Origin of the sequence: Ramlibacter sp. (assembly GCF_035655895.1) — a bacterium.
Lineage (GTDB): Bacteria > Pseudomonadota > Gammaproteobacteria > Burkholderiales > Burkholderiaceae_C > Ramlibacter.
The window spans coordinates 153,227-175,739 of the sequence record NZ_DASRTN010000013.1; the positions used below are offsets into that span (position 1 = coordinate 153,227).

20 protein-coding genes and 1 tRNA gene are annotated in these 22,513 nt (G+C 71.7%); 7 read left to right on the top strand and 14 right to left on the bottom strand.

Annotated features, from left to right (window positions below; translation table 11 throughout):
• Window positions 1-434: 434 nt before the first annotated feature.
• Genes ampD through VFE82_RS15105 form a run of 5 tightly spaced genes read right to left on the bottom strand, consistent with a single transcriptional unit; the run spans window position 435 to window position 5,214 of the window.
• Window positions 435-1,013: a 1,6-anhydro-N-acetylmuramyl-L-alanine amidase AmpD gene (gene ampD / locus VFE82_RS15085; RefSeq protein WP_325001137.1), complete on the bottom strand. Its 579-nt coding sequence runs from the start codon at window positions 1,011-1,013 to the stop codon at window positions 435-437.
• Window positions 994-2,481 carry a sigma-54 dependent transcriptional regulator gene (locus tag VFE82_RS15090; protein ID WP_325001138.1) on the bottom strand — a complete coding sequence of 496 codons (1,488 nt, stop codon included), beginning with the start codon at window positions 2,479-2,481 and terminating at the stop codon, window positions 994-996. The genes ampD and VFE82_RS15090 overlap by 20 nt, the downstream gene beginning before the upstream one ends.
• Window positions 2,478-4,181 carry a sensor histidine kinase gene (locus VFE82_RS15095; protein ID WP_325001139.1) on the bottom strand — a complete coding sequence of 568 codons (1,704 nt, stop codon included), beginning with the start codon at window positions 4,179-4,181 and terminating at the stop codon, window positions 2,478-2,480. The genes VFE82_RS15090 and VFE82_RS15095 overlap by 4 nt, the downstream gene beginning before the upstream one ends.
• 2 nt (window positions 4,182-4,183) lie before the next feature.
• Window positions 4,184-4,420, bottom strand: coding sequence for a PP0621 family protein (locus VFE82_RS15100; protein WP_325001140.1), 237 nt, complete (start codon window positions 4,418-4,420; stop codon window positions 4,184-4,186).
• The gene (locus VFE82_RS15105; RefSeq protein ID WP_325001141.1) at window positions 4,417-5,214 is read right to left on the bottom strand and encodes a cytochrome C assembly family protein; all 798 of its coding nucleotides are present in this window, start codon (window positions 5,212-5,214) and stop codon (window positions 4,417-4,419) included. The genes VFE82_RS15100 and VFE82_RS15105 overlap by 4 nt, the downstream gene beginning before the upstream one ends.
• A gap of 82 nt (window positions 5,215-5,296) precedes the next feature.
• Between VFE82_RS15105 and ffh the strand changes: the two genes are divergently transcribed.
• The 3 genes from ffh to VFE82_RS15120 all read left to right on the top strand — a co-directional run bounded on the left by ffh (window position 5,297) and on the right by VFE82_RS15120 (window position 8,943).
• Window positions 5,297-6,664 carry a signal recognition particle protein gene (gene ffh, locus VFE82_RS15110; protein ID WP_325001142.1) on the top strand — a complete coding sequence of 456 codons (1,368 nt, stop codon included), beginning with the start codon at window positions 5,297-5,299 and terminating at the stop codon, window positions 6,662-6,664.
• A gap of 113 nt (window positions 6,665-6,777) precedes the next feature.
• On the top strand, window positions 6,778-7,971 hold the full coding sequence (locus VFE82_RS15115; RefSeq protein ID WP_325001143.1) for a M20 aminoacylase family protein: 1,194 nt from the start codon (window positions 6,778-6,780) through the stop codon (window positions 7,969-7,971).
• A 12-nt stretch (window positions 7,972-7,983) separates the two neighbouring features.
• Window positions 7,984-8,943, top strand: a complete 960-nt coding sequence (locus tag VFE82_RS15120; RefSeq protein WP_325001144.1) for a tripartite tricarboxylate transporter substrate-binding protein — start codon at window positions 7,984-7,986, stop codon at window positions 8,941-8,943.
• 22 nt (window positions 8,944-8,965) lie between these two features.
• On the opposite strand, the gene mdoH is transcribed toward VFE82_RS15120, so the two are convergent.
• The 7 genes from mdoH to VFE82_RS15155 all read right to left on the bottom strand — a co-directional run bounded on the left by mdoH (window position 8,966) and on the right by VFE82_RS15155 (window position 17,841).
• Window positions 8,966-11,002, bottom strand: coding sequence for a glucans biosynthesis glucosyltransferase MdoH (gene mdoH, locus VFE82_RS15125; RefSeq protein WP_325001145.1), 2,037 nt, complete (start codon window positions 11,000-11,002; stop codon window positions 8,966-8,968).
• Entirely contained in the window at window positions 10,966-12,528 is a 1,563-nt protein-coding gene (locus tag VFE82_RS15130) for a glucan biosynthesis protein G (RefSeq protein WP_325001146.1), read from the bottom strand. The genes mdoH and VFE82_RS15130 overlap by 37 nt, the downstream gene beginning before the upstream one ends.
• Window positions 12,529-12,678: 150 nt before the next feature.
• Window positions 12,679-14,091, bottom strand: a complete 1,413-nt coding sequence (locus VFE82_RS15135; protein WP_325001147.1) for a sigma 54-interacting transcriptional regulator — start codon at window positions 14,089-14,091, stop codon at window positions 12,679-12,681.
• On the bottom strand, window positions 14,088-14,684 hold the full coding sequence (locus tag VFE82_RS15140) for a hypothetical protein (protein WP_325001148.1): 597 nt from the start codon (window positions 14,682-14,684) through the stop codon (window positions 14,088-14,090). The genes VFE82_RS15135 and VFE82_RS15140 overlap by 4 nt, the downstream gene beginning before the upstream one ends.
• On the bottom strand, window positions 14,677-16,104 hold the full coding sequence (locus VFE82_RS15145) for a sensor histidine kinase (protein ID WP_325001149.1): 1,428 nt from the start codon (window positions 16,102-16,104) through the stop codon (window positions 14,677-14,679). The genes VFE82_RS15140 and VFE82_RS15145 overlap by 8 nt, the downstream gene beginning before the upstream one ends.
• A gap of 10 nt (window positions 16,105-16,114) precedes the next feature.
• On the bottom strand, window positions 16,115-17,443 hold the full coding sequence (gene miaB, locus VFE82_RS15150; RefSeq protein ID WP_414708770.1) for a tRNA (N6-isopentenyl adenosine(37)-C2)-methylthiotransferase MiaB: 1,329 nt from the start codon (window positions 17,441-17,443) through the stop codon (window positions 16,115-16,117).
• 5 nt (window positions 17,444-17,448) lie between these two features.
• Window positions 17,449-17,841, bottom strand: coding sequence for a hypothetical protein (locus VFE82_RS15155; protein WP_325001150.1), 393 nt, complete (start codon window positions 17,839-17,841; stop codon window positions 17,449-17,451).
• Between the two features lie 78 nt (window positions 17,842-17,919).
• Here VFE82_RS15155 and VFE82_RS15160 point away from each other — a divergent pair, with 78 nt between their 5' ends.
• Window positions 17,920-18,906 (top strand): NADPH:quinone reductase, encoded by a 987-nt coding sequence (locus VFE82_RS15160; RefSeq protein WP_325001151.1) that lies wholly within the window; start codon window positions 17,920-17,922, stop codon window positions 18,904-18,906.
• A gap of 91 nt (window positions 18,907-18,997) precedes the next feature.
• Here the strand turns inward: VFE82_RS15160 and VFE82_RS15165 are convergent.
• A tRNA-Met gene (locus VFE82_RS15165) sits at window positions 18,998-19,074 on the bottom strand.
• Window positions 19,075-19,102: 28 nt separating this feature from the next.
• On the bottom strand, window positions 19,103-19,882 hold the full coding sequence (locus VFE82_RS15170; protein WP_325001152.1) for an enoyl-CoA hydratase: 780 nt from the start codon (window positions 19,880-19,882) through the stop codon (window positions 19,103-19,105).
• Window positions 19,883-19,980: 98 nt separating this feature from the next.
• Between VFE82_RS15170 and VFE82_RS15175 the strand changes: the two genes are divergently transcribed.
• Genes VFE82_RS15175 through paaK form a run of 3 tightly spaced genes read left to right on the top strand, consistent with a single transcriptional unit; the run spans window position 19,981 to window position 22,510 of the window.
• On the top strand, window positions 19,981-20,784 hold the full coding sequence (locus VFE82_RS15175; protein WP_325001153.1) for an enoyl-CoA hydratase-related protein: 804 nt from the start codon (window positions 19,981-19,983) through the stop codon (window positions 20,782-20,784).
• Complete coding sequence (gene paaI / locus VFE82_RS15180) at window positions 20,784-21,215, top strand: hydroxyphenylacetyl-CoA thioesterase PaaI (RefSeq protein WP_325001154.1); 432 nt, start codon at window positions 20,784-20,786, stop codon at window positions 21,213-21,215. The genes VFE82_RS15175 and paaI overlap by 1 nt, the downstream gene beginning before the upstream one ends.
• Window positions 21,215-22,510, top strand: a complete 1,296-nt coding sequence (gene paaK / locus VFE82_RS15185) for a phenylacetate--CoA ligase PaaK (protein WP_325001155.1) — start codon at window positions 21,215-21,217, stop codon at window positions 22,508-22,510. The genes paaI and paaK overlap by 1 nt, the downstream gene beginning before the upstream one ends.
• The last annotated feature ends 3 nt before the right edge of the window (window positions 22,511-22,513 follow it).

Genomic DNA, 22,513 nt, shown 5'->3' on the forward strand with positions numbered 1-22,513 from the left:
GCGCAGTGTAATCGCAGCGGGGCGCCGAAGCACTATAGATAGTGGCAGTGACGCTGGCAAGCCACTACTGGTAGTGGTCAACCCGGTGGGTTGTTGGTGCACAAGGTGTGGACAGCCGGTGGGCCGCCGGTGGGCAGTTCGACCAGGGCGACGCATCGCGCGGCGCCGATCGCCGCACGCCATCAGGCCTCTGCAAGGTTGGGTTCACAACGGCCGCCTGCGGCGCGGCAAGCACTGCGGGGAGAAGGCATCCTGCTGTCGTCATCGGCGCGCACCTCGGGTCACGTTGACACTATACCTAGCGGCCATGGTGGGCACAAGGCACTACATGTAGTGCTTGCGCTCGCCGGGCATCCCGGGCGCGAAGTTATTCCGGAAACCGCCGCGAACGGCGCTGCGCGACCAGCCAGGCGGCAGCCGCGCTTCGCCGACGTTCAGGGGAACGATGCGGCGGGCCAGCCGAGGCTGCGCTGCAGGCGCGGCCAGTCGAAGCCCGGTCCCGGGTCCTGCTTGCGGCCGGGCGCGACGTGCTCGTGCCCGGCCACGTGGCGCACGGGGTAGCGCTGCGCCAGCGCGGCACACAGCGCCGCGAGCGCCTCGTACTGCGCCGGCTCGAACGCGTCGCCTTCCAGGCCCTCGAGCTCGATCCCGACCGAGTCGTCGTTGCAGTTGCCGCGGCCCCGCCACGACGAGGCGCCCGCATGCCAGGCCCGGTCGTCGCAGCTGACGAACTGCCACAGCTGGCCGTCGCGGCGCACGTAGAAATGCGACGACACCTGCAGCCCCTCGATCTGCCCGAAGTACGGGTGCGCGGTCCAGTCGAGGGTGTTGGTGAACAGGGCCTGCACCTCGTCGCCGCCGTACTGGCCGGGCGGCAGGCTGATGGAGTGGACGACCACCAGGTCGACCCGCGCCTGCGCAGGGCGCGGGCCGAAGTTGGGCGAATCGAGGCGGCGGGCGAAGCGGTACCAGCCGCCGTCCCACAGCGCGTCGTCAGCAGGCGGCGGGTTCACTGGGCTCGTCCCCGCCGGGCACGGCGATCGCCAGCCGGGCGATGCGGTAGCGGATCTGCCGCAGGCTCAGGCCCAGGCGCTGGGCGGCGGCGGTGCGGTTGAAGCCGGTCTCCTGCAGGGCGCGCACCAGGATCTCGCGTTCCTGGTCGTCGAGCCAGGCCTGCAGGTCCGACGGCATGGGGGCGCGCACCGCGGTGTCGGGTGCCACCGGCACCGGGGCCGACTCGGCCGCTGGCGGCGCGTCGGCGGCCGCCGGGGTGGGCGACGGCGCCGCCACGAAGGCGTCGACCTGCAGCGACTGCCCGTCGGACAGCGCGACGGCGCGGTGCAGCAGGTTCTCCAGCTCGCGCACGTTGCCTGCCAGCGGATGGGCCGCCAACTGCGACAGGGCCTGCTCGGACAGCGCCGGCGGCGGCATCCCGGTGTCGTGGGCGATGCGCGCCAGCAGGGCTTCGCACAGGGCGGGAAGGTCCTCGCGGCGCTCGCGCAGCGGCGGCACCACGATCTCAATGACGTTCAGGCGGTAGTAGAGGTCCTGGCGGAAGCGGCCGCCCGCCACGTCGGTCGCCAGGTCGCGGTGCGTCGCGCTGACGATGCGCACGTCCACCGCATCCTCCTGCGTCGAGCCGAGGGCGCGGACCTGGCGCTCCTGGATGGCGCGCAGCAGCTTGGACTGCATGGCCAGCGGCAGGTCGCCGATCTCGTCGAGGAACAGCGTGCCGCCGCGCGCGGCCTGGAAGTAGCCTTCGCGGTCGGCGGTCGCCCCGGTGTAGGAGCCCTTGCGGGCACCGAAGAACTCGGCCTCGAGGAGGGCCTCCGGGATGGCGCTGCAGTTGACCGCGACGAACGGGCCGTCCGACCGGTGGCTGCAGGCGTGCAGGGCGCGCGCGGCGAGCTCCTTGCCGGTGCCGGATTCGCCGCGCACGAGCACCGGCGCCATGCTGCGCGCCACCTTGGCGATGCGGTCCTTGACCTGCAGCATCGGCGCCGACGTGCCCACCAGCCGATCGAGCGCCGCCTGGCTGGACCCCGGCCGTTCGGTGCGCGCAGCCGCCGGCGCGGTGCGGGGCCTGGCCCCGGGCGGCCGATCCTGGATGGCCGAGGCGACCACGCTGCGGAACTGCTTGAGGTCGACGGGCTTGGTGAGGTAGTCGAAGGCGCCGGCCTTGAGCGCCTCGACCGCGTTCTCGGCCGAGCCGTAGGCGGTCATGACGATGCAGCGCTCGGCGCGCTGCTGCTGCGACATGCGCTGCAGCAGCTCCAGGCCCAGGCCGTCGGGCAGCCGCATGTCGGTGATCACCGCGTCGAAGCGATGGTCCTCGAGCTGCTGCCAGGCCTCGGCCAGGGTGCCGGCCGCCTCGACGCGGTAGCCCTCGCGCAGCAGCGTGAGCTCGTAGAGCGTGCGCAGGTCCGGCTCGTCGTCGACGACCAGGACATGGGCGATGGGGGTTGCCGCCTGCGGATTCACGCCGCTATTTTCGCAAACGGCCGCGTTGCGGCAACCGCATGCGGCGTGCGGAAAGCCACGAAAAACGCGTTGCCATCGCGCTGGTCGCCGCCCGGGGCCGCGCCGCGCCGGTAGCCGATGCTGGCGCCGTGCCGCTGGCACAGCTCGCGGCAGATGTAGAGGCCCAGTCCGCTGGAGCGGCTCTCGGACGAGAAGAAGGGCTCGAACAGATGGCTCTCGACCGCCTCCTCGAGCATCGGGCCGTCGCTCCACACCGTCAGCACCGGCACGCCGTCCAGGGTGGTCGCGACCTGGATCGAGTCGGGTCGCGTGCCCGAGTAGCGCAAGGCGTTGTCCAGCAGGTTCACCAGCACCCGGCGCAGGTGCTGCGGCTCGAACACGACCACGTCGCCGGGGGCGTCCAGCGCCACCTGCAGGCGCTGCTGCGCGTGGTTCTGGACCGCCCAGTCTCCGCAGGTGGAGCGCACGACCGCGTCGAGCTCGAGCACGGCGGTCGCCAGGTGGGCGGGCTGGTGCTGCACGCGCGCGATGTCCAGGATCTCGTCGACGATCTGCGCCAGGCGCTGGGCGTTCTGGCGCACCAGGCCGCTCAGCTGCTTGTGGACCGCGTTCTCCAGTTCCTCGTCGAGCAGCTCGTTGGCCTGGGAGATGGCGGCCAGCGGGTTGCGGATCTCGTGGGCCACCGCGGTGGACATGCGCCCCATGGCCGCCAGCTTCTCGGTGCGCAGCCGGGCCTCGAGCTCGCGCAGGTCCTGCAGGAACACCACGCAGAGCGCGTCGTCCGGCTGGTCGTCCGAGCGGGTCAGCCGGGTGCGCGCGTACATGCGCCGGGGGCCCGCACCGGCCAGCTGGATGGTCAGGTCGGCCATCTGCGGCTCGCGCGCCTGGAAGGTGCGCTGCGCCATCGCGACCAGCGGTGCCCAGCCGGCCTGGTCGGCCAGGCGGACCGGGGCGGGCGCGACCAGCGTCGCCAGGCCGGGGCCCAGGAGGGCGCGGGCCGCGGGGTTCGCGGCCCGGACCTCGCCTTGCGCATCGACCACCAGCACGCCGTCGGCCAGCGTGTCGATCACCAGCTGGTTCACCTGGGCCTGGACGAAGGCCGCCTTGCGGCCGGCACGCGCCGCCTCCTCTTCCCGCTGCAGGCGCAGGGCGAGCTGGTGCGCGAGGAAGGCGAGGGCGAAGAAGCCGGTGCCGGTCAGGCCGGCCTGCAGGAAGCGCGGCGCCACCTCCACCGGGATCTGCAGCGTCAGCACCCAGGCTTCGGCGAGCAGCAGGAGGGTCACCCCGGCGGCCGTGCCGAAGGCCAGCACGGAGCTGCCCAGGATGGCGCCCATCAGCACCGGCACGGCGAACAGCGGCGCGTAGTAGATGCCGCCGGCCTGCATGAACTGCAGGGCCGAGAACACCACCAGGTCGACGCCGATGCTGGAGACCCACTGCGGATCGAATGCCGTCCCGGGGCTGGTCGGTCGCATCAGCAGGCGCACCGCCAGCGTGGCGGCCAGGTAGGCGGCACACATGCCGAGCACCCAATTCGACACGATGGGTGCGGGATTGAGCCACTGCATCCCCAGCAGCAGCGTCAGCAGGACGACACCGGTCACCACGCGCGCCGTGCCGAATCCCAGCCACAGGCGCACGAAGGCCGAGTCGTCCGCGAGGACCGGCGGAGCCGGCGGTTCGGGCGGGAGCAGCCGCACGGTCAGTTGCCGCCCAGGCGGCGGTGCTCGGGGCTGCAGTACAGGCGGCCGCTCTGCCCCGGCACTGCCTCGGGACGCGGCAGGTGCACCGAGCAGACCGGGCAGCGGACCATGTCCTGCGGCAGGGCCGGCGCCGCCGGCGGGCGCGGCGGCTGGCCTTCGTCGATGGCGCGTGCACGGGCGCCACGCCACGCGGCGTAGGCGACCACCAGCAGCGCGAACAGCAGCAGGTACTTCATGCCACCCGACCCAGGACGACTTCCAGCACGAAGCGCGAGCCCACGTAGGCGAGCAGCAGCAGGATGGAGCCGGTGTAGAGCACCCGCACGGCGGTGCGGCCGCGCCAGCCGAAGCGCGCCCGGCCCAGCAGCAGCAGCGCGAAGGCACCCCAGGCGAGGAAGGAGAACACCGTCTTGTGTTCCCAGCGCCAGGCGCGGCCGTAGAAATACTCGCTGAAGAGGGTGCCGGCCAGCAGCGTCGCCGACAGCAGCACGAAGCCAGCGGCCGCGAAGCGGAAGGTCAGGCGCTCCAGCGTGAGCAGCGGCAGGCCGCCCTGCGGCGTGTCGGCGCGACGGATCGCCTGCTCGCTGCGCCGCAGCAGCCAGGCATGGAGGACCGCGGCGGCGAACAGGCCATAGGAGGCGATGCCCAGGGCCCAGTGCAGGGGCAGCAGGGGCGAGGCCGCCGGATGCAGCGGCACGCCCGGGAAGGCCACTGCGAGCAGCACCGACGCGGCGCCCAGGACGGCCAGCGCGCGCTGCAGCTGCAGCTGCGGGAACACCTCGCGTTCGACGGCATAGACCGTCAGCACCAGCCACGCGGTGACCGACAGCGCGGGGGCGAAACCGAACCGTGGGGTGCGGCCGAAGAGGGACCAGGCCAGCACCGCGGCGTGCAGCAGCCAGGCGGCCAAGGCGGCCGCGCGGCGTGCCCGCAGGCTCAGCCGGTCGCCCACCGCGGCGGGATACAGATAGACGCCCGCTGCGGTGGCCGACATGACGATGTCGGTGCCGGAAGCACTGGCTAGAATCATGGCCCGCAGTGTAGTCCCTGCGTCGCCCCGGCTCTTCCACGAGCCGCCCGCAACGCGCCGCGCGCGCATCGAGGCAACTCCCATGGCGTCCGCCCTCTCCGACAAACTCTCCCGCCTGGTCAAGGAAATGCGCGGCCAGGCGCGCATCACCGACACCAATGTCCAGGACATGCTGCGCGAGGTGCGCATGGCCCTGCTCGAGGCCGACGTCGCCCTGCCCGTCGTGCGCGAGTTCATCGCCCGCGTGAAGGACAAGGCGCTCGGCCAGGAAGTGGTGGGTTCGCTCAACCCGGGCCAGGCGCTGGTGGGCATCGTCCACCGCGAACTGGTGGCCACGATGGGCACCGGGGTGTCCGACATCAACCTGGCCGCCCAGCCGCCGGCGGTGATCCTGATGGCGGGCCTGCAGGGTGCCGGCAAGACCACCACCACCGCCAAGCTGGCCAAGCACCTGATCGAGAAGCGCAAGAAGAAGGTGCTCACCGTCTCCGGCGACGTCTACCGCCCGGCGGCCATCGAGCAGCTCAAGACCGTGACCCGCCAGGCGGGCGCCGAGTGGTTCGCGAGCTCGGCCGACCAGAAGCCGCTGGACATCGCGCGGGCGGCGCTCGACTTCGCGCGCAAGCAGTACTTCGACGTCCTGCTGGTCGACACGGCGGGCCGGCTGGCGATCGACGAGGCGCTGATGCGCGAGATCCGGGAGCTGCACGCGGCCCTGAACCCCGTCGAGACGCTGTTCGTGGTCGACGCCATGCAGGGCCAGGACGCGGTGAACACCGCCAAGGCCTTCAAGGAAGCGCTGCCGCTGACCGGCATCGTGCTGACCAAGATGGACGGCGACTCGCGCGGCGGCGCGGCGCTGTCGGTGCGCCAGATCACCGGCGCCCCGATCAAGTTCGCCGGCGTCTCCGAGAAGATCGACGGCCTGGAGGTGTTCGATGCCGAGCGGCACGCCGGCCGCATCCTGGGCATGGGCGACATCGTCGCCCTGGTCGAGCAGGTGACCGCTGGCGTCGACATGGAGGCCGCGCAGAAGCTGGCGGCCAAGGTCAAGAGCGGCGAGGGCTTCGACCTCAACGATTTCCTGGCCCAGATCCAGCAGATGAAGCAGATGGGCGGGCTGTCCACCCTGATGGACAAGATGCCGGCGCAGGTCCAGGCCAAGGCCGGCCAGGTCGACATGGACAAGGCCGAGCGCGACATGCGCCGCAAGGAAGGGATCATCTGCAGCATGACGGCGCAGGAGCGCCGCAAGCCCGAGATCATCAAGGCCACCCGCAAGCGCCGCATCGCCGCCGGCGCCGGGGTCCACGTCCAGGAGGTCAACCGCCTGCTCAACGAGTTCGAGCAGATGCAGGGCATGATGAAGAAGATGAAGGGCGGCGGCCTGATGAAGATGATGCGGCGCATGGGCGCCGGCAAGGGCGGGATGCCCAAGCTGCCGTTCTGAGGCGGCGCGCCCGGGCAGCGTCGCCCGGACCAGGCAAGACCAGACCAGCAAGCCGGGCCCGACCCGGCTTTTTTCTTGCTTCCTATACTCCTTTCCCTCTCTGAAAGGACAGCATGAACCTGGTCGACAGCTTCGCCGACATCTCACGCTTCGTGGCTCTGCGGCGCGACATCCACGCCCATCCCGAACTCGGCTTCGAGGAACACCGCACCTCCAAGATCGTGGCCGACCTGCTGCGTGAATGGGGCATCGAGGTCCACACCGGCGTGGCCGGCACCGGGGTGGTGGGCGTCCTGCGCTGCGGCAGCGGCCCGCGCACGATCGGGCTGCGCGCCGACCTCGACGCCCTGCCGCTGCAGGAGGAAAACCGCTTCCCGCACCGCTCGCAGCACGACGGCCGCATGCATGCCTGCGGCCACGACGGCCACACCACCATGCTGCTGGCCGCGGCCTGGCACCTGTCGCGCGCGCGGGACTTCGACGGCACGGTCAACTTCATCTTCCAGCCGGCCGAGGAGATGGGCAAGGCCGGCGCGCTGAAGATGATCGAGGACGGCCTGTTCGAGCGGTTCCCCTGCGAGGCGGTGTTCGCGCTGCACAACTTCGCGATCGAGCGCGTCGGCGCGTTCGCCACCAACCCGTCCGCCTTGATGGCGTCGAGCAACACCTGGAAGGTGACCATGCACGGCCGTGGGACCCATGCGTCGCTGCCGCACACCGGGGTCGACCCGGTCGCCGCGGTGATCGACCTGGGCCAGCAGCTGCAGACGCTGGTGCCCAAGGTGATCGCGTCCACCGAGCGGGCCCTGCTGGCCGTGACGCAGATCCAGGGTTCGGGCGCGCCGAACGTGATCCCGGACGAAGCCTGGGTCGGCGGCACCGCCCGCACCTTCTCGGAAGACGCGACGGACAAGATCGAGAGCGGCGTGCGCCGGCTCGCCGACGGCATCGCGCAGGCACACGGGTGCCGAGCGGAGGTCTTCTTCCGCCGCGCCTCACCGCCGCTGGTGAACCATGCGAGGGAAGCGGCCTTCGCCGCCGAGGTGATGCGCGAAGTGGTCGGGGCCGAGCGCGTGGACGTCAGCTACCCCGGGGTCATGGCGGCCGAGGACTTCGCCCACATGCTGAAGGTCAAGCCGGGCTGCTACGCCTTCATCGGCAACGGCGATGGGGGCCACCGGATGCCCGACCACGGGCCCGGTCCTTGCATCATCCACAACACGTCGTTCGATTTCAACGACGAGATCATCCCGATCGGCGCCAGCTACTACGTGCGGCTGGCCCACCGGTGGCTCGCCCAACCCTGACAGGAACCCCTCATGCCCAACACCCGCTTCCGCCGCGCCGCCGTCGCGCTGGTCCTCGCCGCCGCCGCGGCCACTCCCGCGCTCGCCCAGCGCGTCATCCGCGTCGTCGTGCCGTTCGGCCCCGGCGCCGTGCAGGACACCATCGCCCGCACCTTCAACGCCGAACTCGGTCAGGCGCTTGGCGCGTCGGTGGTGGTCGAGAACCGCCCCGGCGCCGGGGGCACCATCGGGACGGCGCAGGTGGCCAGGACGACGGACAACAACACGCTGGTGCTCGCAGCGGCGAGCCACACCCTGGCCGGCCACCTGTACACCAAGCTCGACTACGACCCGATCAAGAACTTCACCGGCGTCGCCTACATCGGCAATTCCGGCTATGTGATCGCCGCTCCGGGCAACCTGGGGGTCAACACCCTGGCCGACTACATCAAGCTGCTCAAGAGCAAGCAGGGCCAGTTGAACTACGCCTCGGCCGGCAACGGGAGCGCCACGCACCTGGGCATGGCCTACTTCCTGGCCAAGTCCGGGATCGAGATGCAGCATGTGCCCATGAAGTCCACCGGGGACGCCGTCAACGAGGTGCTCGCCGGTCGGGTGCAGGGGGTCACCTCGGCATTGCTGGGCGTCACCGCCTTCAAGCAGGACCCGCGCATCAAGCTGCTCGCCTACACCGGCACGCAGCGTTCCAAGTTCATGCCCGAGCTGCCCACCGTCGCCGAGAGCGGCGTCCAGGGCTACAAGTTCGACACGTGGTTCGGCCTGCTGGCGCCCGCCACCATGCCGCGCGCCGAGGTCGACCGGCTGAACGCCGCCGTCAACAAGGTGCTCGGCGAGCCGGTGGTGCAGGAGCGGCTGGCACGCCTGGGCATCGAGACCGGCACCATGCCGGTCGACGGCTTCCAGCAGCTGCTCAAGGCCGACTACGAGGCGGCCGGCGCGCTGGTCAAGGCCTCCGGCGCCCGCATCGAGTGAGCCGGCCGGCTGGGGCGGCCGTTCAGGCCGCGCTCAGCCGGGCCGCGTGGCCGGCATGCAGCCGCGCCCGGCGCAGCACCGCCGGCGACCACGACTCCTCGGGAATCAGCATCCAGCCCCGGCTGCGCAGCCAAGCGCCCATCGGAACGTGGCTGGTCAGCACGGCCAGCGGCACCGACAGCGCCAGCGGCGCGGCGGCCGGCAGCAGCGCCACGATGGCCGCCGGGTCGATCCAGGCGACGCCCACCGCGAGGGCGCCGACCACGCTGGTCAGCGGCAGCAGCTGGGCCGCCGCGTCGCGCCAGCGCAGGCCGGTGGCCTCGCGCGGGGGCGAGGTCCAGTGCAGCTTCATGCCAGTCAGGGCGACCACCACGAACAGCGAGTGCGCCAGCATCCGCACGGGAGCCTGCAGCAGCGCCAGCACGGTTTCGATCACCGCGCTGCCCAGCAGGCGTCCGGTGCCGCCGAAAGCCCGCTGCTCGCGGCGCAGCGCCACGGCCACCAGGCCCAGCACGCGCGGCAGGAACAGCATGCACAGCGTCCAGGCCCACAGGCCCAGCAGCTCGATGGGGGCGGTGTCCATGTCCGGCAGGGCGTGGCTGCCCTGCATCCACAGCGCGGTGCCGAACACGAGGAAGGCCAGCCACAGCGGAGCCGACAGGTACGACATCGCGCCGATCGCGAACATGGCGCGGTGCACGCGGTGGATGCCCGGCTCGGACATCAGGCGGGCGTTCTGCAGGTTGCCCTGACACCAGCGGCGGTCGCGCTGCAGCTCGGACAGCAGGTCCGGCGGCTGCTGCTCGTAGCTGCCGCCCAGGTCGGGCACCAGCCACACGTGGTAGCCGGCGCGGCGCATCAGGGCCGCTTCCACGAAGTCGTGCGACATGATGCCGCCCGACAGCCCGCCGCGCCCGGGGATCGGCGCCAGCCCGCAGTGCGCCATGAACGGCGCGATGCGCAGGATGGCGTTGTGGCCCCAGTAGTGCGACTCGCCCAGCTGCCAGAACTGCAGGCCCAGCGTGAACAGGCGGCCGGTCACGCGAGCGGCGAACTGCTGCGCGCGGGCGTGCAGCGTGACGTGGCCGATCGGCTGGGTGGCGGTCTGGATGATGCCGGCCTTCGGGTTGGCGTCCATCAGCTTGGCCAGCGTCACCAGGCAGTCGCCGCTCATCACGCTGTCGGCGTCGAGCACCACCATGTAGTCGTAGTCGCGCCCCCAGCGCCGGCAGAAGTCGGCCACGTTGCCGGCCTTGCGGTGCGTGCGGCGCGTGCGGCGGCGGTAGTAGACCTCGGGCTGCACGCCCGACTGCACCGCGAGGGCGGCGCGCAGCGCCTCCCAGGCGGCGCGCTCGGCCGCGGCGGTGGCGGGGCTGCTGCTGTCGGACAGCACGAACACGTCGAACTGACCCGCGTGGCCGGTCGCGGCCAGCGACTCGCAGGTCGCGCGCAGGCCGGCGAAGACCGTCGGCACGTGCTCCTCGCAGATCGGCATGATGATCGCGGTGCGGGTCTGGGCCGCGAGCGGCTGCGACTCGACGCTGCGTGCCGACAGCCCGTGCGCATCGCCGCGCAGCGTCACCCAGAAGCCCATCAGGGCGGTGACGAAGCCGGTCACCACCCAGCTGGAGAGCGCGGCGAACAGCGCGATCTGCCCATACCGCAGCCAGGTCGTGGATTCCTCGGGCTGCGCGTGTGCGAACAGCACGGTGGCGGCCGCGCTGCTGAGGATCGCGATCAGCGCGAAGGCGGCGCGGCGTCGCACCGCGGCGGCCTCCCAGCCGCTGCGCGGCGCGCGCGCACGGGCTGCCGTCGGCGACAGCAGCCGGCCGGCGGCGCCCGCGAGGCCACTGGCGACGCCGTTCCAGAAGCCGCGCCAGGGTTGCGTGGGCATGGAGCCGCGGCGGATCGGCGGCGCCGTCACCGCGTTCGGATGCCGCTCCTCGCGCAGGCGCGGCCTTGCAGGCGCGCGTGCGGTGCGCGAGGCCTGGCCGCCGCCGGCGTCGGCCTCGGTCGCATGCCTCAGCGGGCGGTGTCGGGAAGCACGATGTTGGTCCATGTTTCGCTCACGATGTCGGTGCCGTGTTGGAGGAAGGCGCGCAGTTCGACCGGCCGTGCCGGGTCGGCACGCTGCACCCGCAGCGCCATGCGCCAGGTGCGTGTGCCGGGGTTGAACCACGCCAGGGTTTGTTCGATGCGGCCGTTGGCGTCGCTGGTGGCGACCGCCTGGACCGGCGCGTCCGGCGGCAGCGCCTCGAGCGCCGGGCCGGTGAAGTCGACGACGTACTGGACCTGGCCGGCCAGCGCCGCGATCTGGTCGGGCCGCACGAAGCCGAAGCCGCGGCGGCTCTGGACGGTCCAGCCGTTGGGCGGGCGCTGCTGGGTGTCGCCCTCCCAGGACAGCTCGTAGACGAAGTCCAGCGGTTGACCGGGCATCGGCAGTTGCGCCGGCACCCAGTACGCCACGATGTTGTCGTGCGTCTCGTCCGGCGTGGGCAGCTGCACCAGCTCCACCCGGCCGGGGCCCCAGTCGCCGACCGGCCGGACCCAGGCGCTCGGGCGTCGCTCGTAGCGGGCCTCGGTGTCCTCGTAGCTGGTGAACGAGCGGTCCCGCTGCATCAGGCCGAAGCCGCGCAGGCCGTCGACCGCGAACGTGTTGACCAGCACCTGGCCGGGGTTCTGCAGCGGCCGCCACAGCCACTCGCCGTTGGCGCTGGCGATCATCAGGCCGTCGGAGTCGTGGACCTCGGGGCGGAAGTCGCTCGCGCGCTGCTGGTTCTCCCCGAACAGGAACATGCTGGTGAGCGGCGCCAGTCCGAGCGTGGCCACCGGACGGTCGCCCGCGCGCAGGTACAGGCGGGCCCGCACTTCCATGACCGTCGAGGTCCCGGGCCGGATCGTGAAGCGGTACGCGCCGGTGGCGCGCGGCGACTCCAGCAGTGCATGCACCACCAGTTGCCGGGCGTCGCCCTGCGGCCGCTCGAGCCAGAACTCGGAGAAGCGGGGGAACTCCTCCGGGCCGGTCGCGCCCACGGTGTCGATCGCCAGCCCCCGCGCCGACAGGCCGTACTGCTGGCCGGCGCCGAGCGCACGGAAGTAGCTGGCGCCCAGGAAGACGACCAGCTCGTCCTTGTACGCTGCCCCGTTGAGCGGGTAGTGCACCCGGAAGCCGGCGTGGCCGAGGTCACCCCAGCCCTGCGGCGTGACGGCGTTGCGGCCGTAGTCGTAGTCGGCGCTCTGCCAGGGCAGCGGCCGGACCTGGCCGGCCGGATCGACCTCATGGATGCGCACCGGCTCCGGGTGGTAGCGGCCGCGGTGGAAGAACATGGTCTCGAACGGCGAGCCGCTCGCGCGCCACACCGCCCGGTCGGGGCGGAAGCGGATGTCGCGCAGGCCGTCGTAGTCGAGCGCCGCGAGTCCCGCCGGCAGCGCCGTGGTCGGCGCGCGGTACGGCGCGGCAGCGCGCGCGCGGGCGATCTCGGCCACCTGGTCGAAGCCGAACGCGGCGAAGGCCGAGCTGCAGGTGAGCAGGAGCGACGCGAAGGTCAGCAGCGTCTTGTCGAACTTCCGGGCCCGTGGGTGCATGCCCTGCTATCGCAAACCCTGGGCCAGCCCAGAAAAACGTGGCGTAGCAAGGGTTTGCGACGGTCGGGCTGGGGTTTTCGTCGCTCCGCAGGCGACATCGGCCGGCGGAACGGCCGAATCCGTCGCCGGATGGCGACAGCGAACGGCGTGCTACGCGTCCGCGCCCTTGGGCGGCGGCGATTTGCCGCTGTCGTCGTCCGGCGACAGCCCGCCGGCGTCGGCCTTGAACAGGCCGGGCGTGAGGTCGTTCTTCTGCAGCAAGCGGTAGAACTCGGTGCGGTTGCGCCCGGCCAGCCGCGCCGCATCGGCCACGTTGCCGTCGGTCATCTTGAGCAGGTCGACCAGGTACTCGCGCTCGAACCGGCGCTTGGCGTCGGCGTAGGTCTGCACCTCGACCCCGGGCACGCGCAGGGCCCGCTGCACCAGGGCCAGCGGCACCAGGGCCGAGGTCGACAGGGCGCACACCTGCTCCACCACGTTGTAGAGCTGGCGCACGTTGCCCGGCCATGGCGCGGCGGCCAGCGCCTTGAGCGCCTCGGGCGCGAAGCCCGACAGCCGGCGGTTGTACTTGGCCGCCAGCCGATGCAGGAAATGGTTGGCCAGCAGCGGGATGTCCTCGCGCCGCTCGCCCAGGGGCGGCAGGGTGAGGGTGACCACGTTGAGCCGGTAGTAGAGGTCCTGGCGGAACTGCCCGGTCTGCATGGCGGCCTCCAGGTCGCGGTGGGTGGCAGAGATGATCCGCACGTCGACCGGGATCGACTGGCTCGAGCCCAGCGGGCGGACGGCGCGCTCCTGGAGCACCCGCAGCAGCTTGACCTGCAGCGCCGGCGGCATGTCGCCGATCTCGTCGAGCAGCAGCGTGCCACCGTCGGCCGCCTGGAACAGGCCCTTGTGGTTGGCCACCGCGTCGGTGAACGCGCCCTTCATGTGGCCGAAGAGCTCGGATTCCAGCAGCGCCTCGGGGATGGCGCCGCAGTTCACCGCGACGAAGGGCTTGCGGGCGCGGGAACTGGCCTTGTGGATCGCCCGCGCGAGCAGCTCCTTGCCGCTGCCGCTGTCGCCGCGCAGCAGCACCGAGGCGTCCGAGCGGGCGATCATGCGGGCTTCGGCCAGCAGTTCCGCCATCCGGCTGGAGCGGCTGATGATCTCCTCGCGCCAGGGCTCGTCGGCCGGCACGTCGGACGCCGACTGCGAACCGAGCGCGACCGCCTGCTGGATCTTGTCGAGCAGCTCGCGCGCGTCGTACGGCTTGGTGAGGTAGCCGAACACGCCGCGTGCGGTGGCCTCGACGGCGTCCGGGATGGTGCCGTGCGCCGTCAGCAGGATCACCGGCAGCGAGGGATGCCGCTGGCGGATCTCGTCGAACAGGCTCAGGCCGTCGCGGCCCGGCAGGCGGACGTCGCTGAGCACCAGCTGCGGCCGCTCGATCGCCAGCTGCGCCAGGGCCGCCTCGGCCGAGGCGACGGCGCTGACCTGGTAGCCGGCGGCGTGCAGGCGCATCGAGAGCAGCCGCAGCATGTCGGCATCGTCGTCGACCACCAGGATGCGGGCGCCGGTGCTCATGGGGCAGGGCGCGGGCGCGCGCGTTCGATGGCCCGCAGCGCGTCCAGCCGTTCGTTGAGCTGCTCGTTGCGCCGCTGCAGGTCGCGCAGCTGCTGGGCCTGGCGCTCGCCCAGCTCCTCGAGTCGGCGCTGGTCGGCCACCTGGGCGGCCAGCAGCCGGGCGAGCGGATGCAGTGCCTTGGCCTCCGGCGCATCCTGTGCCAGCACCCGCTGCAGGGCCTGGGCGGCGCGCTGCGCGTCGGCCGGTGTCTTCAGCTGCAGCAGCGCGAGCGCCAGCTGCAGCTGCGCCAGCGGCGCCGGGCCGGCGGGGCCGAGCCGCGCGATCTCCTGGCCGACTTCTGCCGGTGGCAGCGTGCGGACCCGGTCCGCGTAGGCCAGGGCGCTCGCCACGACCGCGACGGGGCCTGCGGCGTCCGGCTGCGCGGGGGGCGCCGGCAGCGGTGGCGGTTCGGCCGGCGCGGGAAGGGGCTCGGGCACGGGGATCACCACCGGTGGCGGCGGGGGCGGCGGCGCCGCGCACGCCAGCAGCGCCAGCGCAGGCAGCAGGCAGGCCGCGGTCACGCGGACACGGCGGAGGAAGAACGCTTCAGGCATGGGGCAGTTCGATGCGGAAATGGGCGCCCGGCTTCTCGTCCTGCAGCAGTTCGACCCGTCCACCATGCGCCGCCACGTACTCCTGCACGATGGACAGGCCGATGCCGGTGCCGGCAGGGGCGTCGACCGGCTGGCGCTCGCCGCGGTAGAAAGGTTCGAACACGCGCTCGCGGTCCGCCTCCGACACGCCGGGGCCTTCGTCGCGCAGGTCGATGCTCGCGCGGCCGGGCAGGTCGAGCAGGGCGATCCGGATGGTACCGCCGGGGGGCGAGAAGCGGATGGCGTTGGTCAGCAGGTTGGCCACCGCCGTGCCGAGTTTCTCGGCATCGACCTGCAGCACCACGGGCTCCCCGGTGACCTCGACCTGCAGGTCGCCGGCCTGCCACTGCAGGCGCTGCGCTTCGACCTGGTCGTGCACCAGCGCCAGCAGGTCGGTGGGCTCGCGGCGCAGCTGGCGCGCCTCGAACGCGGCGGCGTTGAAGCGCAGCAGGGCCTCGATGCGCTCCTGCAGCACCGCCACGTTGTGCTCGAGGATGCGCGTGACCTCGTGCTGGCGCGAGTTCAGCTCGCCGGCGACGCCTTCCTCCAGCAGCGACACGCCCTCGCGCAGCGCCGCCAGCGGCGTCTTCAGCTCGTGGGAGACATGCCGCAGGAAGCGGGCCTTGTCGGCGTCCAGTTCGGTCAGCCGCAGCCGCAGCCATTCGATCTGCTGCCCGAGCCGCTGCACGTCGGACGGTCCGACGATCTCGATCGGCTCGTCCAGGCGGTTCTGGCCCAACGCGACGATCGCGGTTTCCAGGCGTTTGAAGGGCCGGGCCAGCCAGATGCCCAGGCCGGCCGCGAGCACGGCGGCCAGCGCGATCGCCAGCACCACCTGCTGCATCAGCCGGTAGCGGGTGGCCTCCAGCCGGCGCGCGAGCGCCTCGTCGCGGGTCTGGATCAGGCGCTGCACCTCGCGCGAGATGCCGGTGTTGATGGTGTCGAAGTCGCGAAAGCGCAGTGCCACGGCCCGCTCGCGTTCCAGCGCCGCCTCCTGCGGTCCCTGCATCACGGTCGCCACGGCGTCGAGCTGGGCGTTCCAGCGTTCGACGTGGGCGGCAGGCAAGCCCTGCTCGACCAGCTTGTGCAGCGCGTTGCGGGCGTTGCCCGACTCGTCCTCGAAGCGCCGGCGCAGGACCCGGTCGTTCAGGATCAGCGACTGGCGCGCGGCCCGCTCCATGTCGAGCGTGCGCTCGGTCAGCACCTGCGTGTTGGCATTGAGCGCGAGGGCCGCCGCCGCGGCCTCGCTGCGCTGGGCCATCAGGCCGTCCAGCACCACCACCGCGCGCAGGGCGGTGCCGCCGAGCAGCCCGCCGACCAGGATGAAGGCCACCAGCAGCAGCTGGCGGAAGGAGATCAGGCCGAGACGGGGCGCGGGCATCCGGGGCGCGCTAGGCCGCGCGCAGCACCACCTCGCCGCGCAGCGAATGCGGCAGCGCCTCGGTGATGGTCACGTCCGCCATCTGTCCGACCAGCCGGGCCGGGCCGGCGAAGTTGACGATGCGGTTGCACTCGGTACGGCCCATGAGCTCGGTCTTGTCCTTGCGCGAGGGGCCTTCCACCAGGATGCGCTGGATGGTGCCCACCCGGCTGGCGCTGATGCGGCGCACGTTGTCCTCGAGCACGGCCTGCAGGTGCTGCAGGCGCCGCAGCTTGACCTCGTGCGGCGTGTCGTCGTGCAGCGCGGCGGCCGGGGTGCCGGGCCGCGGGCTGAAGATGAAGCTGAAGCTGCTGTCGTAGCCGACATCCTCGACCAGCTTCATCATCCGGCCGAAGTCGTCCTCGGTCTCGCCCGGGAAGCCGACGATGAAGTCGGTGGACAGCGAGATGTCGGGGCGCACGGCGCGCAGCTTGCGGATCGTGCTCTTGTATTCCATCGCCGTGTAGCCGCGCTTCATCGCCATGAGGATGCGGTCGCTGCCGTGCTGCACAGGCAGGTGCAGGTGGTTCACCAGCTGCGGCACCTTGCCGTACGCCTCCACCAGGCGCTGCGTGAACTCGTTCGGATGGCTGGTGGTGTAGCGGATGCGCTCGATCCCGGGGATCTCCGCGACGTATTCCAGCAGCAGCGCGAAGTCGGCGATCTCGGACGTGTCGCCCATGCGGCCGCGCCAGGCGTTGACGTTCTGGCCCAGCAGGGTGACCTCGCGCACGCCCTGATCGGCCAGGCCCGCCACTTCGGCCAGCACGTCGTCCAGCGGCCGCGACACTTCCTCGCCGCGCGTGTACGGCACCACGCAGTAGCTGCAGTACTTGCTGCAGCCTTCCATGATCGAGACGAACGCGGTGCAGCCCTCGACGCGCGCCGGCGGCAGGTGGTCGAACTTCTCGATCTCGGGGAACCGGATGTCGACCTGCGGACGGTCCTGCCGCTGGCGCTCGGCCAGCAGCTCGGGCAGCCGGTGCAGGGTCTGCGGCCCGAACACCACGTCGACGTAGGGCGCGCGCTCGATGATCGCGGCGCCCTCCTGGCTGGCCACGCAGCCGCCGACGCCGATCAGCACGCCCTTCTTCTTGAGGTGCTTGACCCGGCCGAGGTCGGAGAACACCTTCTCCTGCGCCTTCTCGCGCACCGAGCAGGTGTTGAACAGGATGAGATCCGCGTCCTCGGGGTCCTGGGTCGGCTCGTACCCCTGCGCGGCGTTCATCACGTCGGCCATCTTGTCCGAGTCGTACTCGTTCATCTGGCAGCCGAACGTCTTGATGAAGACCTTCTTCACGGCGGTCACCTGCGCGCGGCGAAGACGGCGTTGAGCAGTTCGGCCAGGCGCTTCTGCCCTTCGGCGCTGCCGTCCGACTTGCCGGCGAGCTTCTCGTATTCCTGCGGCGTGAGCATCCACACGTCGTGCACCAGGCCGGCGCCGTCGCGGCGGTAGACGACGGGGACCGTGCGGCCCGAGAGGCTCCCCGAGAGCTGCACCATGTTGTTCAGGTCGCGGATGCGCGCACCCGGCGACAGCCGTTCGGCCTTGCCGTCCAGGGTGATGTCCGGCGGCGTGGCCACGGCCATCAGGGCCGGCTGGACGTTGACGGGGGCGTCGCGCACCACGACCTGGGCGTGGGCGGCGGGCAGCAGGAAGGACAGGCCCAGGAGGGCCGACGCGAGACAGCGGTTCATGGTGTAGAGCCAGAGGCTGTGGAGGGGGCGCCAGTGTAGCAACCTGCCTAGAATGGCCGCTCCAGAGGAGCCGTGCCCATGCAAGTCGCCTACTACGAACGCACTGGTCCCGCCGCCGAGGTGCTGCAGCTGGGCACCTGGCCCGATCCGGCGCCCGCTGCCGGCGAAGTGCGCGTGCGGCTGCTGTGGTCGGGCGTGAATCCTTCCGACGTGAAATCGCGCGCCGGCCTGCGCAGCAAGGCGCTGGCGTTCCCGCGCATCGTGCCGCACAGCGACGGCATGGGCATCGTCGATGCGGTCGGGCCGGGCGTGCCGGACACCCGCATCGGCGAGCGCGTCTGGATCTGGAACGGCGCCTGGGGCCGCCCGATGGGCACGGCGGCCTCGTTCATCACGGTGCCGCAGGCGCAGGCAGTGCCGCTGCCGGCCGGCACGCCGGACGAAGCCGGCGCCTGCCTGGGCATTCCGGCGCTGACCGCGATGCACGCCGTGCTCGCGGCGGGCGGGGTCCAGGGCGAGCGGGTGCTGGTGGCCGGCGGCGCCGGCGCCGTCGGCCACTACGCCGTCCAGTTCGCCCGGCTGCTCGGTGCCCAGCAGGTGATCGCCACCGTCAGCACCGAGCCCAAGGCCGGGCTGGCCGGCGCAGCCGGCGCGCACCTCACGGTCGACTACCGGCAGCCCGATGCGGCGCAGCGCATCCGGGAGGCCACCGGCGGTGTCGGCGTGGACCGGGTGGTCGAGGTCGACATCGCGGCCAATGCCGGGCTGGACGCCGAGGTGCTGCGGCCGGGCGGCCGCGTGCTCGCCTACGGCAGCGGCGCCGGCGAGTTCAGCCTGCCGTTCTTCCCGCTGATCGTGAAGAACCTGCAGCTGCAGTTCTTCATCGTCTACAACCTCCCGCCCGAGGACCGCGAGCACGCCATCCGCACCCTGCTGGGGCTGCTGGCGCAAGGGGCGGTGCAGCACAACATCGCGCAGCGGCTGCCGCTGGCGGACATCGCCCGGGCGCACGAGCTGGTGGGCTCCGGCCAGGTCAGTGGCAACGTGGTGCTGCAGACCAGCTGAGCCGGGTGCCCGTGCGATGCGGGGGGCTGCCTGCGGACCGCCCGCGCGGCAAGAAAAAACCCCCGCGAAGCTGCCTTCGCGGGGGTGGATCTGGTGGCGCTTCACGGATTCGAACCGCGGACCTGTGGATTATGATTCCATCGCTCTAACCGACTGAGCTAAAGCGCCGTGAGCCCGTGATTATAGCGAACCCGGCTCACCGGTGGCGAAAGCCGGGGGCCCGCTTGTTCAGGAAGGCGTCCATGCCTTCCTTCTGGTCGGCGGTGGCGAACATCGCGTGGAAGAGCCGGCGCTCGAACATCACGCCATCCGCCAGCGTCCCCTCGAACGACCGGTTCACCGCCTCCTTGGCCGCGAAGGCCGCCAACCGCGGCATCTGGCAGATCGCCAGCGCGGCGCCCAGCACTTCGTCCATCAGCTTGTCCAGCGGCACCACGCGGCTGACCAGCCCGGCGCGCTCGGCCTCGGCCGCATCCATCATCCGGCCGGTGAGCACCAGGTCCATCGCCTTGGCCTTGCCGACGGCGCGCGGCAGCCGCTGCGTGCCGCCGGCACCCGGGATGATGCCCAGCTTGATCTCGGGCTGGCCGAACTTCGCGTTGTCGGCCGCGATGATGAAGTCGCACAGCATCGCGAGCTCGCAGCCGCCGCCCAGGGCGAACCCGCTGACCGCGGCGATCACCGGCTTGCGGATGGCCCGCAGGGTCTCCCAGTTGCGGGTGATGAAGTCGCCCCTGTAGACGTCGGCGAAGTCGTACTTGGCCATGGCCGAGATGTCGGCGCCCGCCGCGAAGGCCTTGTCGCTGCCCGTCACCACGATGCAACCGATGGCGTCGTCGGCGTCGAACCCCTTGAGTGCCGCGCCCAGCTCGTCCATGAGCTGGTCGTTCAGCGCGTTCAGCTGCTTGGGCCGGTTCAGTCGGATGATGCCGACCTGCCCGGCTTCGGTGCGCACGTCGAGGGTCTCGTAGGCCATGGTGTCTCCTGCTGCGGGGAACTATACCCAAGCCTCCGAGGGAAACCATGGACCGGACCGCCGTGCCGCCGCTGCTAGAGTGCCCCGCAGGAGACACCATGAGCGAACCCACCGTCCTGTTCGAGACCCGAGGCGCCGTCGCGCTCGTCACCCTGAACCGGCCGCAGGCCCTCAACAGCTTCACGCGGGCGATGCACGAAGCGCTCTGGTCCGCGCTGGACCGCATCGAGGCCGATCCGGCGGTGCGGGCCGCGGTCATCACCGGCGCCGGGCGGGGCTTCTGCGCCGGCGCCGACCTGTCGGAGTTCGATTTCAGCGACGGCCCCGACCGCATCCACCGTGCCGACCCCGGGCCGGTCATCGACCAGGCCTTCAACCCCACGGTGCGGCGGCTCACCGCCTTGCGGGTCCCCACGGTCGCGGCGGTGAACGGCGTGGCCGCGGGTGCCGGCGCGTCGCTCGCCATGACCTGCGACCTGGCGATCGCCGCGCCGGGTGCGACCTTCATCCAGGCCTTCAGCCGCATCGGCCTGATCCCCGACGCCGGCGGCACCTGGTTCCTGGTCAAGAAGCTGGGCCTAGCGCGTGCGATGGGCTGCGCGTTGCTGGGCGACAAGGTCGGCGCCGCCGACGCCAAGGCGTGGGGGCTGATCTGGGACGTGGCGCCCGAAGGCCAGGACTGCGTCGCGGCGGCGCTGGGCCTGGCCCAGCGGCTGGCCACCCTGCCCACCAAGGCGCTCGTGGAGACCCGCCGCGCGATGCGGGCGGCCGCCTCCAACGACCTGGACACTCAGCTCGACCTCGAGCGCGACACCCAATCGGCGCTGGGGCGCACGCACGACTACTTCGAGGGCGTCGCCGCGTTCCTGCAGAAACGCGCGCCGCAGTTCAAGGGCGAATGATGACCGCCGAGGAACTCGCGTCCCGCGTGGGCGAGGCCATGTTCGCCGGCGACCGCGCCTCGCGCGACACCATGGGGATGACGCTGGTCGGCTGTGCGCCCGGGCGCGCCGTCATGCGGATGACGGTCGACGACCGCCACCTCAACGGGCACCGCATCTGCCACGGTGGCTTCATCTTCACGCTGGCCGACTCGACTTTCGCGTTCGCCTGCAACAGCCGCAACCAGGCGACCGTGGCCGCCGGCTGCAGCATCGAGTTCCTGCGGCCGGCCCAGCTCGGCGACGTGCTCACCTGCGAAGGCGTCGAGCAACTGCTGCAGGGCCGGCACGGCGTCTACGACATGAAGGTCACCAACCAGCGCGGCGAGGTCGTGGCGATGTTCCGCGGCAAGAGCGCGCAGATCGCGGGCCACGTCCTGCCGGAGGCTTGATGCCGGGCTTTCCCCTCGAGTTGATCGAAACCGCCAGCGTCGACGAACTGCGGGCGCTCCAGTTCAAGCGGTTGCGCGCGACGCTGGCCCACGCCTACGCGAATTCGCCGGCGACCCGCGCGCGGTTCGACGCCGCCGGGGTGCACCCGGACGACTGCCGCTCGCTCGCCGACCTGGCGCGGTTCCCGTTCACCACCAAGGCCGACCTGCGCGAGCACTACCCGTTCGGGATGTTCGCGGTTCCTCGCGAGCAGTGCGTGCGCGTGCACGCCTCCAGCGGCACCACCGGCAAGCCGACGGTGGTGGGCTACACCCGCAACGACATCGAGACCTGGGCGCTCGTGATGGCGCGCAGCCTGCGCGCCAGCGGCGCCCGCCCTGGCGACATGGTGCACGTGAGCTACGGCTATGGCCTGTTCACCGGCGGCCTGGGCGCCCACTACGGCGCCGAGCGGCTCGGCCTGACCGTGGTGCCCTTCGGCGGCGGCCAGACCGAGCGCCAGGTGCAGCTGATCGCCGACTTCCGGCCGGACATCATCATGGTCACCCCCAGCTACATGCTGGCGATCGCCGATGAATTCGAGCGCCAGGGGCTGGACCCGCGCGCCTGCAGCCTGCGCCTGGGCATCTTCGGCGCCGAGCCCTGGACCAACGACATGCGCCAGGCCATCGAGCAGCGCATGGGCATCGACGCGGTCGACATCTACGGGCTGTCCGAGGTGATGGGGCCGGGCGTGGCCAACGAGTGCGTGGAAACCAAGGACGGGCCGACCATCTGGGAGGACCATTTCTATCCCGAGATCATCGATCCCGACACGGGTGCGGTGCTGCCGGACGGCGAACTCGGCGAACTGGTCTTCACCAGCCTGACCAAGGAGGCGCTGCCGATCGTGCGCTACCGCACCCGCGACCTCACGCGCCTGCTGCCCGGCACGGCCCGCACCATGCGGCGCATGGAGAAGATCACCGGCCGCAGCGACGACATGATGATCGTGCGAGGCGTCAACGTGTTCCCGACGCAGATCGAGGAGCTGATCTGCAAGCGGGCCGAGCTCGCGCCGCACTACCAGTGCATCCTCACGCGCGACGGGCCGCTGGACTGCCTGACGGTCGCGGTCGAGGTGCGCCAGGGGCTCGGCCACGAGAGCGAGCCGGCCAGCACCGCGGCGCAGGTGCTGGCGCACGAGATCAAGACCTACGTGGGCACCAGCGTGCGGGTGGAGCTGCGCCCCACCGGCGGTGTCGAGCGCAGCCTGGGCAAGGCCCGGCGCGTGCTCGACCAGCGCAAGGGCTGACGG